The sequence below is a fragment of the Pseudogemmobacter sp. TB195 genome, assembly GCF_058313095.1.
Map to the genome: position 1 here is coordinate 1 of NZ_JBZEGG010000016.1, position 15,359 is coordinate 15,359.

Sequence of the window (15,359 nt, forward strand, 5' to 3'; positions counted from 1 at the left end):
CCGGGAATCGGCAGGATAGTGCAACAAAGCCGGCGGGCCTGGATCAGCCGCTCCTGCGCCATCGAAGGGCTGCGGGAGTCGGCGTAGGCGGCGTTTAATATTAATCACGGCTGGCGAGAGCATCATTCGCCACGGCAGCTATCTTGCGCAGCAGGTGACGCGCAGGGACCTGATCCTCAAAATCAGCATATCTGAGAAGCGGCCGCACGCCTCGTCCATACCCCGCCTCTTCCCCCAAAAAATCGACTTGCGAGGGTGAAACATGTTCCAGATGCCGCGGCGGGACCCGACTAAATCAGCCCCCTGTCAGCGCGCGAAAGCCTGCTCAGGCCCGAAAGCGGATCGCCATGGAGATGTCTTAAATGACTGACGCCTGCCTCATGGTTCAGGCGTGTTGGCTCCTGATCTCCGCGTTGGAGGAGATCAGGAAACGTCGGATCGCAGCCCTCGTGGCGCCCCGTTGACCGGGGAAGCCCGCGTGCGGACAGGGCCCGGAGAGCGCATCCGTGCATGGGAGCAGGTAAACCCGCCTCAGCCGCCGCAATAGGATTCGGCCATGGCGCCGAACTGCTTGTAGCGGTCCCAGAATGCATCATCGGCCGGTCTTTGCGAGATCCAGACGGTATGGGCCAGATCTGGATCGCGGAAGAACTTTGCCGCCCGGCGCTGGTCACCACCCTTCAGGGTCATATCCGCGACCTGCTGGATGCAGCCGCAAAGGGCGCGGCTTGCGGATTCGCGACCTGAACGCATGCAGGCCGATTCAATCGGGCCAGCCAGCGTCATGGAGGCGGTTGAAAGAAGCACACCGGCGGCGAGCGCCAGGGAGATGATTGGTTTCATGATGTTCTGCCTCAAGTGCCGCGAACAGGGTTTCCCTCCGCCCGACGGTCATTTTTCTGCCAGTGATACTGCCAAAAATCGCCTCTTTTTTCAATCCTCGCAGGAGGCCAGGCAGGCTTTTGCCGGGAAAAAAGACGTGATCGCGGAAACTACAAGCGCCAGGGGGCAGGAGGCGGGTCTGCCGCAAGATCGGCTGCCCCAGGGGGGCGGATCGAGGCCGGATCAGTCGAGGGGATCTTCGGAGATGACGCGCCAGCTTGAAATCGACCAGCTTGGCCTGGGCGAGACGGTGACTTCTGCAGCCTGGATGATTCGCGACTGATCGGCGATGCCGCAGCCAGGCAGACAGCTGGTATCCAGTCCCCAGCTGTCGAAAGCGCGATGTAGCGCATCGGTGAGGCGCAGCAGATCGGGCGAAGGCGCGAAGCTGGTGTCAATCCGCGCGGTGACCTCGTCAAGCCGGGCTTCTGGCAGCTCGATGGTGATCGCGCGGTCGCGCCAGCCGATCCCGGGCAGGACGCGGTTTTTACCGGCATCGGTCAGATAGGTGCCGTCCTGCAGCACAAAAAATGGTATTGGCGCGGTGATCCGGACCGAGGTGACCGTGCCGGGACCGTCGCCGAGCCAGGCCTTTGCCTGGTCTGTGAGGCGCGTGGCCTCGTTCTCGGCAACACCACCGGGTTGGGTTTCAGACGTCCTGTCAGGCGCCTTTTCGGGCGGCAGGCCGACAGGATCGCGCAGCGCCACCAGTTCTGACGGCAGGTCGATATGGATCCGGCGCAGCCCGGTATCGGGCGGCAGCACCTTCTCGGCGCCAGGTTCGGCGAACCAGCGGCCCGGATCACTGGCGATGGCATCATGATTGATCAGATAGGAGTCGTAATTCTCGAAATGGCTGGTGATCAGCTCTGCGGGGGCCGAATGCGGCACGGAGTCCCTCAGGGCGCCCATGCCCCAGTTTTCCGGGCTGTCCGCCCCGGCAGGCCAGGTCCGGCACTGGATCGTCGGGCAGGAGAAGGTCCGCACCGCCGCGCCATCTTTCAAGAGCGTGCCGATTTCCGCAACCGGGGCGCGGGCTGTTTCGCCAGAGATCTCCGCGCCGGTGATATCGCCCGTGACATCGCCGCCGCCGGATGCGTCGAGATACCAGAGCGATGGCCGCAGCCCGGCAAGCGTTGCGCCGTCGGTGATCAGGCGCGGCCCGGCGCCGGTGACGAAACCCTCAAGGATGAGCGCGTATTGCCCGGAGGCGAGTTCGTCATCGCTGATCCCGCTCAGCAGCGCGACGGTCGCGGGCCCGGGCGCCATAGTCAGAAACAGAACCGCAAACCCGGGAAAGGCGTCGCGAATCTTCCACCAGGCATAAAGCCCCGCCACTGTCAGTCCGATCCCGCCCGCCGCGAGGCCCCGGAGCAGCGCTTTCTTACCAGGTTTCCGCATTCTGCCCGTCTTCTTACTTCACGGACGAAGGTAAACTATGAAAATCGCAGCTTCCAGTCTGCTTGCCCCTCTTCCCGGCTCTCACGGATCCCGCTATATCCCGCTGCCATGACCCAACTTGATCACATCCGCAATTTCTCCATCGTCGCCCATATCGACCACGGGAAATCCACGCTCGCCGACCGGCTTATCCAGATGACCGGCACGGTGGCCGAGCGTGACATGAAGGCGCAGATCCTCGACTCGATGGATATCGAGCGCGAGCGCGGCATCACGATCAAGGCGAACTCCGTCCGGATCGAATATCCGGCGAAGGATGGGAAAACCTATATCCTGAACCTGATCGACACCCCCGGCCATGTGGACTTCGCCTATGAGGTCTCGCGCTCGATGCGGGCGGTTGAGGGGTCGCTGCTGGTGGTGGACGCCTCGCAGGGCGTCGAAGCGCAGACGCTTGCGAATGTCTATCAGGCGCTGGATGCCGGGCATGAAATCGTGCCGGTCCTGAACAAGATCGACCTGCCCGCCGCCGACCCGGACCGGGTGAAGGCCAATATCGAAGACGTGATCGGGCTGGATGCGTCAGACGCGATTCCGATTTCGGCGAAATCGGGCCTTGGTATCCCGGATGTTCTGGAAGCGATTGTTCAGCGCCTGCCGGCGCCGAAAGGTGACCGCGATGCGCCCCTGAAGGCGATGCTGGTTGACAGCTGGTATGACAGCTATCTCGGCGTTGTCGTGATGATCCGCGTGATGGATGGTGTGATCAAAAAGGGCGAACGCATCCGGATGATGCAGACCAATGCGGTTTATCCGATTGACCGCCTCGCCGTGCTGACGCCGAAGATGAAAGATATTGCCGAGCTCGGGCCAGGTGAGATCGGCGTTTTCACGGCCTCCATCAAACAGGTACGCGACACCCGTGTCGGCGACACCGTCACCCATGAGAGGAAGGGCTGCGAGACGCCGCTGCCGGGCTTCAAACCCGCACAGCCGGTGGTGTTCTGCGGCCTCTTCCCGGTCGATGCCGCCGATTTCGAGGCGCTGCGCGATGCAATTGAAAAACTCGCGCTGAATGATGCGTCCTTCAGCTATGAGATGGAGACCTCGGCGGCCCTTGGCTTTGGCTTCCGCTGCGGCTTTCTTGGCCTTTTGCACCTTGAAGTGATCCGCGAGCGGCTGGAGCGTGAATTCGACCTCGATCTGATCACCACCGCGCCTTCGGTCGTGTTCAAGCTGCATATGAAAGACGGCGAGGTGCGCGATCTGCACAACCCCGCCGATATGCCCGACCTGACCTATATCGACCATATCGAAGAGCCGCGCATCAAGGCGACGATCATGGTGCCGGATGAATATCTCGGCGATATCCTGAAGCTTTGCCAGGACCGTCGCGGTATCCAGCTGAACCTGACCTATGCCGGGCCGCGCGCCATGGTCGAATATGACCTGCCGCTGGCAGAAGTGGTGTTCGACTTTTATGACCGGCTGAAATCGGTGACCAAGGGCTATGCCTCCTTTGACTATAGCCTGTCGGAATATCGCGAGGACAATCTCGTGAAAATGTCGATCATGGTGAATGAAGAACCGGTGGATGCGCTGGCGATGATGGTTCACCGTGACCGCGCCGAGGCGCGGGGCCGGGTGATGGTCGAAAAGCTGAAAGAGCTGATCCCGCGCCATATGTTCAAGATCCCGATCCAGGCGGCGATTGGCGCAAGGGTGATTGCGCGCGAAACCCTCTCGGCGATGCGCAAGGACGTGACCGCGAAATGCTATGGCGGCGACGCGACGCGCAAACGCAAGCTTCTGGACAAGCAGAAGGAAGGCAAAAAGAAGATGCGGCAGTTCGGCAAGGTCGAGATTCCGCAGACCGCCTTCATCCAGGCGCTCAAGATGGACAATTGACGGGCAGCTTGTCCGTTCAGAATCAAAAAGGCCGGCACTTGCGCCGGCCTTTTTGATTCTGGCCCGCCGAAACTGGCCAATGCTGCAACCGGTTTGTTCCGCTGCGCGCCAGTCCCTTGGCCCGGCCCTGAGCGCCTTGGCCCGGCCCTGGCATCTTTAACGGTGAAAAAGGGAGGGGAGGGCGGCGGTCCCGAGGGAGGAGGAGAGCGCCGCCGAACCGATCGGACACCAGGCACAGGCCTGTGCCCTATTGGGAGGGCGCAGCGGCTCCGGGGAGGAGGAGAGGAGCCGCCGCGCTTTCCGGAGACCCCAGGGAGGAGGAGAGGGGCTCCGAACTCGTCTGGCCCGGGCGTCACAAGGACGAGGGGCCACTATTTTGCGCAGCGGCTCCAGGGAGGAGGAGGGGAGCCGCTGCTGTTTCCGGAGGCCCCAAGGGAGGAGGAGAGGGGCTCCGAACTCGTCTGGCCCGGCGCATAAGCGCGCTGCAGGCCGGTATCTGATGCGGCGACCCCAGGGAGGAGGAGGGGGCCGCCGCTGGTTCGAAGGCCCGAGGGAGGAGGAGTGGGCCACCGAATGGAGCGGGCATTGCTGCCCTTTAAAAGCTGGCGCCACCTGGGAGGAGGGCGGCGGCGCCATTTTCACGCCGGATCAAGGGAGGAGGAGGGGATCCGGAGCGGGAAACTTATTTGCCGTAAGCGGCTTCGCGGGCAACTTCGGTGATCATGGCGCGGGACAGGCCCAGATCCGACAGATCACGATCCGAGAGCGAACGAAGCTCTTCAAGGGTCCGCGAGTAGAGTTTACGACGTGCGATTGCGTTGCGCAGGGCCTCGACAACATCGCCGAAGAGAGAGGGCCGGGCCAAAGCGGCGCGGGAGGTGTTCACATATGCCATTTCATCAAGCCTTTGCGTCAGGATCGGCGGTGGTCTTGCCAAGTTTGGCGGATCTTCGTGCCGGTCTGTTGCTTTCCGTTGTCGCTAACATGCGGGTTTTTCTGCGTTTGCACAATAGACGGCCCGGCAATGCTGCCATGCAGCAATCGCATGGCTGTTTTCGGGGCTATGTCATTGATATGAACAGATATGGTTAAAGATCAGGCAGTCTGCGAACAGATCTTTCTCCGCCCCTTGCCCTTTTCGCAAAAACTGCCGAGTCTCAGCCAGCGATTTGTCCGGAGAGAGCGATGACAGCCACGCGTGAAGCGGTAACGGAGATTCTGGCGGGGATTGCCCTGCCAGGGGGCGGCACCCTGGTGTCGCGCGATTTGATTCGCGCGCTCTCGGTAGATGGTGGCGTGGTGCGCTTCGTCATCGAGGCGGAAAGCGCAGACCAGGCGCGGGCGCTCGCGCCGGTCCAGGCGGCGGCTGAGGCGGCGCTGAAGGCGCTGTCAGGGATCACCTCGGTCCAGGTGGTGATGACGGCGCATGGCCCGGCGGCGAAAGCGGCCCCGAAACCTGCGGGGCCGGTGGTGCGCAGCTCGGGTGCCGGGGGCGAGCCGCCCAGTCTGAAGATCGGTGGCCATCCGACGCCGCAGCAGGGCGGGCCGCAAAAGCTCTCGGGGATCGACCGTATTATCGCGATCGGCTCGGGCAAGGGCGGCGTCGGCAAGTCGACGGTCAGCTCGAACCTTGCGGTGGCACTGGCGAAACAGGGGCGGCGCGTGGGCCTGCTGGACGCAGATATATACGGGCCGAGCCAGGCGCGGATGATGGGGGTCTCGAAACGCCCGTCTTCCGTCGATGGCAAGATCATCGAGCCGGTGGTCGCGCATGGCGTGACCATGATGTCGATGGGGCTTTTGCTGAAAGAGGGCGAGGCGGTGGTCTGGCGCGGCCCGATGCTGATGGGGGCGATCCAGCAGCTTTTGTCCCAGGTGGCCTGGGGCGAGCTGGATATCCTTCTGATCGACCTGCCGCCCGGCACGGGTGACGTGCAGCTGTCGTTGTCGCAGCGCGTGCAGCTGACCGGCGCGCTGGTGGTCTCGACGCCGCAGGACGTTGCGCTGATCGACGCGCTGAAGGCCATCGATATGTTCAACAAACTGAAAACGCCGATCCTTGGCCTGATCGAGAACATGTCCTCTTATATCTGCCCCAATTGCGGCCATGAGGCGCATATCTTTGGTCATGGCGGCGTCCCTGCCGAAGCGCAGCGCCTGAACATTCCCTTCCTCGGCGAGCTGCCGCTGGCGCTGGATGTGCGGGTCGCGGGTGATGCCGGCGCGCCGATTGCCACCGGCGACGGCCCGCTGGCCGAGGCCTATGACCGTCTCGCGCGCCGCCTGATCGACGGCAATATGGCCTGACGGCCCCTGTTACCGGCGGGCGCCCCCTGCGCCGCGCCGATCCCTGAGCCCTGAAGACCCCGCCACCCATCCCCGGTGGCGGGGTTTTGCTTCACCGGCCCCCTCTGATCGCGGACGGGGTGCGCAGGCGGCTCAGGGATGGGATGGGATGGAACTGCGGGCCTCCGAATCAATCGACATGGAATCTCATGGAACTGAAGAGATGATTTCACCTCAGGCGGGTGAATCTCCGGGATTGAGAGGGGCGGTGCGTGTATGTGATCGGCAATGATGCGCTGCCTTTTGCGGAGGTTGCGCCCTGATCCTGAAAAAACTTCGACCCTCCGGGATTACATGGGTTTGGCTGGTTTCTCCAATATATCGACAGTAACGCAAACGAGAGCCATAGATATAGTGTCGTGATGAGGCGTGAGGGCCACAAGATCCTGTTTTCCCATCCCATCCCGGACAAGATATTGCCATCATGGTCCAACATTTCCCTTGTCAGACCATGAAATCCCAGGCATGTTGAGGGCACGGAAGATGAGACGGGCAAACAAAGACGTCAGGGGCGGACGAAGACCCCGAATAAAGGCGAAAAAAGGCAGCTCATACAGGCAAACCCTTTCATCGGACGACAGAGATCCGGCGCGCGAGCGAGCAGACATCTCCCCCAGGTGGCGCGCGTAGCTGGACGCCCAGCGATGGGACAGAGGCGGATCGGACAGTGGCAGCAGTCCGATCCGCCCATTTCATTTCTGGACCATGAGAAATTCGGCCGACGGGCCAGAAGACTGACGCCGCAAGGCAAAATCATCGGGCCAGAAGGCCCAGGGACAGAAGCAACAAGGGCCGGCACAAAGCAATGGCTGAGGCATTCAGAGGCGAGTTCTACCAGAAGGTAGATGCAAAGGCGCGGGTTTCGATCCCGGCGCCTTTTCGCCGTATTCTGGAAGCCGGCGATGCCGGGGCAGGGACCTCGCGCCCGCGTGTTGTGATGGTCTATGGTGGCCGCGCCGGCCAGGCCTATGTCGAATGCTATTCCGTCGGGCAGATGGCCGTGATGGAAGACAAGATCCGCAGGCTCGCCCCCGGTACGCCGCAGCGCAAGGCGCTTGAGCGCAATTACATCACCCTCTCGCAGACCGTTGAAATCGATGATGATGGCCGTCTCGTGCTGCCGCAGAAGGTGCGCGAGCGGATCGGCCTGACCGATGCCGGTGAGGCCTGTTTTGCGGGCGCGCTGGACACGTTCCAGATCTGGCTGCGCGAGACCTATGATACGGAAATGGCGGCACAGGAAGAGATCGATCTCGACCTGCCCGATGGCGCGGATCTCCTCTCGCTCCTGCCGCATGACGGAGTGTAAGCGATGGCAGGAAGCGCACCGCATATCCCGGTGCTCCTCAGGCCCTTGCTTGCGGCGTCAGCCCCGGTCGAAGGCTTCTGGATTGATGGCACTTTCGGGGCAGGAGGCTATGCAAAGGGCCTGATTGGCGCGGGCGCGTCGCGGGTTCTGGGCATCGACCGCGATCCGCTGGCGCATCAGATGGCGGCCTCCTGGCTGCCGGAGTTCGGCGGGCGCATCGCACTGGCGCAGGGCACGTTTTCCGATCTGGATACTCTGGCCGGTGAGCCGGCGGATGGCGTCGTCCTTGATATCGGCGTGTCGTCGATGCAGATCGACGAGGCGGAGCGCGGGTTTTCCTTTCAGAAAGACGGCCCGCTCGACATGCGGATGAGCCAGGACGGGCCATCGGCTGCCGATCTGGTGAATACCGCAGGCGAGGAATATCTCGCTGATATCCTTTATAATTACGGTGAAGAACGTGCTTCGCGCCGCATCGCGCGCGCGATTGTTGCCGCGCGTGAGGCCAACCCTTTCACCACCACGCTGCAATTGGCCGAGGTGGTCGCGAAACAGCTGCCACGCCCCAAATTCGGCGAAAGCCATCCGGCGACCCGCAGTTTCCAGGCGATCCGCATCGCGGTGAATGCCGAATTCGACCAGCTGGCCGAAGGCCTGGCGGCGGCTGAGCGCATTCTGAAACCCGGCGGGCGGCTGGCGGTGGTGACCTTCCACAGCCTCGAAGACCGCATCGTCAAACGCTTTTTCCAGAAGGCCTCGGGCGCCGAACCCGCTGCCAACCGCTATGCGCCGGCGCGGGATGTTGTCACCCCGCGCTTTCGGCTCGCGTCGAAAAAGGCCATCGGCCCCGATGAGGAAGAGCTGGCCGCCAATCCGCGCGCGCGGTCTGCGAAGCTCCGCGTCGGCATCCGCACCGATGCGCCCGCCCTGGCCGCCGATCCGGCGGCGCTCGGGCTTCCCCGGTTTCATGTGACCCGTAATTCGCAAAAAGGACGGTCCTGACATGCGCCCCGTGCTTTACGTTTTTACCTTCCTCTCGGTGATCGCCCTTGGCTTCTGGGCGTATCGCGAAAACTACGCGACCCAGGAAGTGCTGCGTGAGGTCCGGGGGCTGCAGCGCCAGATTGCCAGCCTGCGCGAGGGGCTGTCGGTGCAAAAGGCGGAATGGGCCTGGCTGAACCGGCCCGACCGCTTGCGGGATCTGGTGTCGCTGAATTTCGAACGTGTTCCACTGATGCCGATGGAGCCGGGTCAGTTCGGCACCACCGCAAGCGTCGCCTATCCGGTGCCCGAGATCCCGGCGATCGAGCTGCCCGACGGCGTCGGCGCAGTCCAGATCACCTCGGCCAGTGCAGAAGAGGGGCTCTGATCCATGCGCACGCCCCTCCGCCCGCTAGCCCGTATCCTTGAGGCGCGCCAGAACGGTGAAAACCCCGATCTGATCGAGCGCGAGAATCTCGAACGCCGCCATGAGGTGATCCGCGACAAAAGCCAGCCGCGCGCGTCGGCCCGGCTGGGGCTGCTCGCTCTGGCCTTTGGCTGCGCCTATATGACCATCGGGGTCCGGATGGGCCATCTGGCGGCCTCTGAGCCGGTCGAGCCGGTGGCGTCGGCGCCGGGGGCCGAGATCGTCGCGCAACGCGCCGATATCACGGACAGAAATGGGCGCATCCTTGCGACCAATATGACCACTTCGGCGCTTTATGCCCATCCGAAGGACATGGTCGACCCCAAAGGCTCGGCGCGCAAACTGGCCGAGATCTTTCCCGATCTGAAGGCCGAAGACCTGGAACGCCGTTTCACCGACGGGCGCCGGTTTCTCTGGGTGAGGAAGGTTCTCAGCCCCGAACAGATGCAGGCGGTGCATGAGATCGGCGATCCGGGGCTTTTGTTCGGCCCGCGCGAAATGCGGCTTTACCCGAACGGCTCGCTCGCGGCGCATGTGCTGGGCGGCTATTCCTTTGGCGCAGAAGGCGTGCATTCCGCCGAAGTGATCGGTACCGCCGGGATCGAAAAGGCGATGGATGCGCGACTGCGCGATCCCGCCCAGGCCGGCCAGCCGCTGGAACTGTCGCTTGACCTTACCGTGCAGGCCACGGTCGAAGAGGTGCTTTCCGCCGGGATTTCGATGCTGAATGCGCGCGGCGGTGCGGCGATTGTGATGGATGTGCGCACGGGTGAGATCCTCGCGCTGGCCTCGGCGCCGACATTCGACCCCAATGACCGCCCGGTGCCGCTGGTGGGCAAGGATGACGAACCCTCGGACAGCCCGCTCTTCAACCGCGCGGTGCAGGGGGTGTATGAGCTCGGGTCTGCCTTTAAGATCTTTGCTGCGGCTCAGGCGATGGAGCTGGGTCTTGTGACGCCCGACACCCTGGTCGATGCCAATGCGCCGATGACCTGGGGCAAGCACCGGATCAAGGAATTCGAGGGCAAGAATTACGGCCCGATGCTCTCGGTGCGCAAGGTGATCGAGAAATCGTCAAACGTCGGCACCGCCCATATCGCACTTATGATCGGGCCGCAGCGCCAGCAGGCCTTTCTGAAATCGCTTGGCTTCTTCGACCCGACACCGCTTGAGCTGATCGAGGCCCCGGGCGCGAAGCCGCTGATTCCCAAACGCTGGCCCGAGATCGTGACCATCACCACCTCTTACGGTCATGGCATGTCGGCAAGCCCGATGCATCTCGCCGCCGCCTATGCCTCGATTGCGAATGGCGGGCTTTACGTCAAACCGACGCTCCTGAAGCAAAAGGGCCCCGCCTCGGGCATCCGGGTGATGAGCGAGAAGGTCGCGAAGGAATCGGTTTCGATGCTGCGCTCGGTGGTGACCCATGGCACGGCCAGCCTTGGCGAGGTCAAAGGCTATGAGGTCGCGGGCAAGACCGGCACTGCCGACAAGCCCAAGAAATCCGGCGGCTATTACAAGGACAAGGTGATCAATACCTTCGCCTCGACCTTCCCGGCCTCGAGCCCGCGCTATGTGGTGATCGTGACGCTGGATGAGCCCGCCGATACCTCGGGGCCACGGCCGTTGCGCACCGCCGGCTGGACCTCTGTTCCGGTCACCGCCGAGATGATCCGCCGCATCGCGCCGCTGCTTGACGTGAGGCCGATAGTTGAACCCATCACCGGAGCTGCGCTAACAGCAGCGGCAAACTGAACGGGTGCCAGAGCTGCGGCTGAAAGCGGCAGCGAACTGAACGGGTGAAATATGGTGGGCGAAAAGCGGCTCTCAGGGCTGGGGCTGAAGGCAAGGCAAAGCAGGGATCCGGTCCTGACCGGGATCACGGCTGACAGCCGGGCGGTCAGGCCTGGCTTCCTCTTTGCGGCGCTGCCAGGCAGCCTGCGCCACGGCGCCGACTTCATCGCGACTGCGCTGGAAAAGGGGGCGACCGCCATCCTCACCGATCCGATGGGCGCGCTGATCGGGACCGAAGCGATTGGCCTGACTGACGTGGCGCTGGTCGTGGTGGACGAGCCCCGCGAGGCTCTTGCCCGTGCCGCCGCGCTCTGGTCGGGGGCGCAGCCTGCGGTCATGGCGGCGGTCACCGGCACCAACGGGAAGACCTCTGTGTCGACCTTCACCCGTCAGATCTGGCAGGCGCTTGGACATGCCGCGATCAATATCGGCACGACCGGGGTCGAAGGCGACTGGCAGGCGCCATCCGCGCATACAACCCCCGACCCGGTGACCCTGCATGCCATGCTCGCAGATGCGGCGGGTGACGGCATCACCCATGCCGTGATGGAGGCCTCCTCGCATGGGCTCGACCAGCGCCGCCTCGAAGGCGTGCGGCTGAAAGCAGCGGGCTTCACCAATCTGACCCAGGACCATCTCGACTATCACCACACGATGGAGGCCTATTTTACCGCGAAAGCCGGTCTCTTCACCCGGCTTCTTCCCGATGATGCGGTGGCGGTGATCAATCTCGACGGTGCTTATGGCCCGGAAATGGCCGAGCTTGCCGAAGCGCGCGGCCTGCCGGTGCTGCGCGTCGGGCGGGGCGAAACCGGCCCGCTCCCCGATCTGCAGATAAAAGCGATCCGCCCCGATGCCACGGGCCAGGAATTGCGGCTTTTGTGGCAGGGCAAACCCTTCCAGGCGCGGCTGAGCCTGACCGGCTCCTTCCAGGCGGAAAATGTTGCGCTCGCGGCGGGCCTTGTGATCGCCTGCGGCGAGAAGCCGGACCGCGTGATGGAGGCGCTGCCCGGCCTCAAAGGCGTGCGCGGCCGGATGGAACTGGCCGCGACCCGCAGAAATGGCGCGCCGGTCTATGTCGATTACGCCCATACGCCCGATGCCATCGCCACCGCGCTGCAAGGCCTGCGCCCGCATGTGATGGGCCGGCTGATCGTGGTCTTCGGCGCCGGCGGCGACCGCGATCGCACGAAACGCCCGCTGATGGGCGAGGCCGCGCAGGCCAATGCCGATATCCTCTTCGTCACCGACGACAATCCGCGCTCGGAAGAGCCCGCTGCCATCCGCGCCGAGATCATGGCCGCCTGCCCCGAGGCCAATGAGGTCGGTGACCGCGCCGAGGCGATCCTGCGCGCCGTCGACGCGCTCCTCCCCGGTGACGCCCTCCTGATCGCCGGTAAAGGCCATGAAACCGGCCAGATCATCAAAGGCGAAATCTATCCTTTCGACGATGTCGAACAGGCCTCGGTCGCCACCGCCGCGCTGGACGGGCTGATCTGATGCGCGCCGCAACCAGCATTTTCTGTCCGGAAATATCCCCGGGGGGCGGCTCCGCAGGAGCCGGGGGGCAGGCAGCCCCCCGCCGCGCTCAGCCACAGGACGCAAACCGATGACCCCGCTCTGGACCTCTTCTGACGCTGTCACTGCAACCGGCGGCCGCACGACGGGCGCATGGACGGCGACCGGTGTCTCGATCGACACCCGCACGCTGCAACCGGGCGATCTCTTTGTGGCACTTGCCGCAGCGCGGGACGGCCATGATTTCGTGGCTCAGGCGCTGGAAAAAGGCGCGAGCGCCGCACTCGTCTCCCATATCCCCGAGGGGGTCAGCCCGGACGCTCGCCTGCTGGTCGTCGCGGATGTCCTTCAGGGCCTCGAAGCCCTCGGGCGCGCCGCCCGCGCCCGCACGAAAGCCCGGGTGATCGGTGTCACCGGCTCGGTCGGCAAGACCTCGACCAAGGAAATGCTGCGCGCCATGCTTTCAGGCCAGGGCGTGACCCATGCGGCCGAGGCCAGCTATAACAACCACTGGGGCGTGCCGCTGACCCTCGCCCGGATGCCGGCCGACAGCGATTTCGCCGTGATCGAGATTGGCATGTCGAACCCCGGCGAGATCGCGCCGCTTGCGCGCCTTGCCCGACCGCATGTCGCGCTGATCACCACTGTCGCCCCGGCCCATATGGCCTCCTTCGGCTCCCTCGAAGGGATCGCCCGCGAAAAAGGCACGATTTTCCAGGGGCTGGAGCCGGGCGGCACCGCCGTGATCAATATGGATCTCGACAGCACGCCGGTCCTCACCGCGCTGGCCGAAGCCGCCGGCGCGCAGATCCTGGGCTTTGGCCGTGCCAGAGCCGCCGGCTGGCATCTCGACGAGGTCCGGCCGGGCGATGAGATCACCGTGGTCCGCGCCAGCCATGACGGGCAGATGAGCCTTTTCCGCATCGCCTCGCCCGGTGCGCATTTCGCGATGAACGCGCTTGGTGCGCTGGCCTCGGTCGCAGCGCTTGGCGCCGATCCGGTGCTGGCCGCGCATGATCTCGGGCGCTGGCAGCCCCCCTCGGGGCGCGGCACCCGCGAGCGGATCGAGCTGGACGTGGTGGAAGAGACCTTCTTCGATCTGATCGATGACAGTTTCAACGCGAATCCCGCTTCGCTGGCCGCCAGCCTCGATATGCTGATCCGGACGAAACCGGTTGACGGGATCGGCGCGCTTGGCGCCGGTCGTCGCATCGCCATTCTCGGCGATATGCTGGAGCTTGGCCCCCGGGAATTACAGCTCCATGCCGCGGTTGCGGATCACCCGGGGCTAAAGGCCGTGACGCTGATCCACTGCGTCGGGCCGCGCATGCGGGAACTTCACCGCGCGCTTCCTCTTGCACAGCGCGGCGAATGGGTGGAAACGGCGGCGGAACTGGCGGGACGTGCCCGCGCGCTGATGGATCCGGGCGATATCCTCCTCGTCAAAGGCTCCAAAGGATCAAAAGTCAGTCTTGTGGCCGAAGCCCTGCGCCGCCTGGGCACTGCCCGCATGAAAACCGAAGGAACCGAGTGAATGCTTTTCTGGCTGACCGAACTCTCTGACGGGGGCGATTTCTTCAACCTGTTCCGGTATATCACCTTCCGGGCAGGGATGGCTTTCGGCACGGCGCTGATCTTCGGTTTCATCTTCGGGCGTCCGCTGATCAACCTCTTGCGCCGCAAGCAAGGGAAGGGGCAGCCGATCCGCGATGACGGGCCGCAGAGCCATTTCGCAAAAGCCGGCACGCCGACGATGGGCGGGCTCCTGATCCTTTCGGCCCTGACGATTTCGACGCTCCTTTGGGCGCGGCTTGATAATCCTTATGTCTGGATCGTGCTGCTGGTCACGCTGGCCTTCGGCCTGATCGGTTTTGCGGATGACTATGCCAAGGTCACCAAACAGAACACCAAGGGCGTGTCGTCACGTATCCGGTTTATCCTGGGCCTCGTGATCGCGGGCCTTGCGGCCTGGGCGGCGGCGCGGTTCCACCCCGAAGGGCTGACCAATCAGCTGGCCATGCCCTTTTTCAAGGATGCGCTGATCAATCTGGGGATCTTCTTCGTGCCTTTCGGCATGATCGTGATCGTCGGCGCCGCCAATGCGGTCAACCTGACCGACGGTCTGGACGGTCTGGCGATCATGCCGGTGATGATCGCCGCCGGCACGATCGGCGTCATCGCCTATGTGGTCGGCACCTCGACCATGGCGAATTACCTCGGTGTCCATGCCGTGCCGGGCACGGCGGAACTGGTGATCTTCGCCTCGGCGCTGATCGGCGGCGGGCTTGGCTTCCTGTGGTATAATGCGCCGCCCGCGGCGGTGTTCATGGGCGATACCGGCTCGCTCGCGCTTGGCGGCGCGCTTGGCGCAATGGCGGTCTGCACCAAACACGAGATCGTGCTGGCCATCGTCGGCGGCCTGTTCGTGGTCGAAGCGCTGAGCGTGATCATCCAGGTGCTTTACTACAAGCGCACCAAAAAGCGGATCTTCCTGATGGCGCCGATCCACCACCATTTCGAGAAAAAGGGCTGGGCCGAACCGCAGATCGTGATCCGCTTCTGGATCATCTCGCTGATCCTCGCGATGATCGGGCTGGCGACGCTGAAAGTGCGCTGAGGCCGGGCCCCGGCCGTCAGCGAAGGTCAGGGCGAGACAGTCGTCCCTGAGTCCTCATCAGTCACGCGCCCCTTCTGGCCGCCATAAACGCGCTCAGGGCAATCTTTCCCAGGCCCCGAAATCCGGCAGAGCCGCCGCTTTCCCTGACGGTGAAGCCGCGGCTCTTTTGCCGCCCC

General features: G+C 63.9%; 12 protein-coding genes. 9 read left to right on the forward strand and 3 right to left on the reverse strand.

What is annotated here, in order from left to right; genetic code table 11:
- Positions 1–531: 531 nt before the first annotated feature.
- A complete protein-coding gene (locus AC4FS3_RS16450) occupies positions 532–843 on the reverse strand; it encodes a hypothetical protein (protein ID WP_233092908.1) in 312 nt (103 codons plus the stop codon).
- Between the two features lie 222 nt (positions 844–1,065).
- Positions 1,066–2,283, reverse strand: a complete 1,218-nt coding sequence (locus AC4FS3_RS16455) for a hypothetical protein (protein WP_491021459.1) — start codon at positions 2,281–2,283, stop codon at positions 1,066–1,068.
- 108 nt (positions 2,284–2,391) lie between these two features.
- Here AC4FS3_RS16455 and lepA point away from each other — a divergent pair, with 108 nt between their 5' ends.
- Positions 2,392–4,191 (forward strand): translation elongation factor 4, encoded by a 1,800-nt coding sequence (lepA, locus tag AC4FS3_RS16460; protein WP_283177359.1) that lies wholly within the window; start codon positions 2,392–2,394, stop codon positions 4,189–4,191.
- Positions 4,192–4,873: 682 nt separating this feature from the next.
- Here the strand turns inward: lepA and AC4FS3_RS16465 are convergent.
- Positions 4,874–5,128 (reverse strand): DUF1127 domain-containing protein, encoded by a 255-nt coding sequence (locus AC4FS3_RS16465; RefSeq protein WP_491021460.1) that lies wholly within the window; start codon positions 5,126–5,128, stop codon positions 4,874–4,876.
- Between the two features lie 248 nt (positions 5,129–5,376).
- Between AC4FS3_RS16465 and AC4FS3_RS16470 the strand changes: the two genes are divergently transcribed.
- From AC4FS3_RS16470 to mraY, 8 genes are all read left to right on the forward strand, one after another.
- Positions 5,377–6,498 (forward strand): Mrp/NBP35 family ATP-binding protein, encoded by a 1,122-nt coding sequence (locus AC4FS3_RS16470; RefSeq protein ID WP_491021461.1) that lies wholly within the window; start codon positions 5,377–5,379, stop codon positions 6,496–6,498.
- A gap of 844 nt (positions 6,499–7,342) precedes the next feature.
- Positions 7,343–7,846 carry a division/cell wall cluster transcriptional repressor MraZ gene (locus AC4FS3_RS16475; protein ID WP_198837581.1) on the forward strand — a complete coding sequence of 168 codons (504 nt, stop codon included), beginning with the start codon at positions 7,343–7,345 and terminating at the stop codon, positions 7,844–7,846.
- Positions 7,847–7,849: 3 nt separating this feature from the next.
- Entirely contained in the window at positions 7,850–8,848 is a 999-nt protein-coding gene (gene rsmH / locus AC4FS3_RS16480) for a 16S rRNA (cytosine(1402)-N(4))-methyltransferase RsmH (protein WP_491021462.1), read from the forward strand.
- A 1-nt stretch (position 8,849) separates the two neighbouring features.
- A complete protein-coding gene (ftsL, locus tag AC4FS3_RS16485) occupies positions 8,850–9,215 on the forward strand; it encodes a cell division protein FtsL (RefSeq protein WP_491021463.1) in 366 nt (121 codons plus the stop codon).
- Between the two features lie 3 nt (positions 9,216–9,218).
- Positions 9,219–11,009, forward strand: a complete 1,791-nt coding sequence (locus AC4FS3_RS16490; protein ID WP_491021464.1) for a peptidoglycan D,D-transpeptidase FtsI family protein — start codon at positions 9,219–9,221, stop codon at positions 11,007–11,009.
- A 51-nt stretch (positions 11,010–11,060) separates the two neighbouring features.
- Positions 11,061–12,548, forward strand: a complete 1,488-nt coding sequence (locus tag AC4FS3_RS16495; RefSeq protein ID WP_491021465.1) for a UDP-N-acetylmuramoyl-L-alanyl-D-glutamate--2,6-diaminopimelate ligase — start codon at positions 11,061–11,063, stop codon at positions 12,546–12,548.
- A 109-nt stretch (positions 12,549–12,657) separates the two neighbouring features.
- Complete coding sequence (locus AC4FS3_RS16500) at positions 12,658–14,100, forward strand: UDP-N-acetylmuramoyl-tripeptide--D-alanyl-D-alanine ligase (RefSeq protein ID WP_491021466.1); 1,443 nt, start codon at positions 12,658–12,660, stop codon at positions 14,098–14,100.
- Complete coding sequence (gene mraY, locus AC4FS3_RS16505; RefSeq protein ID WP_092896180.1) at positions 14,101–15,183, forward strand: phospho-N-acetylmuramoyl-pentapeptide-transferase; 1,083 nt, start codon at positions 14,101–14,103, stop codon at positions 15,181–15,183.
- Positions 15,184–15,359: the final 176 nt, after the last annotated feature.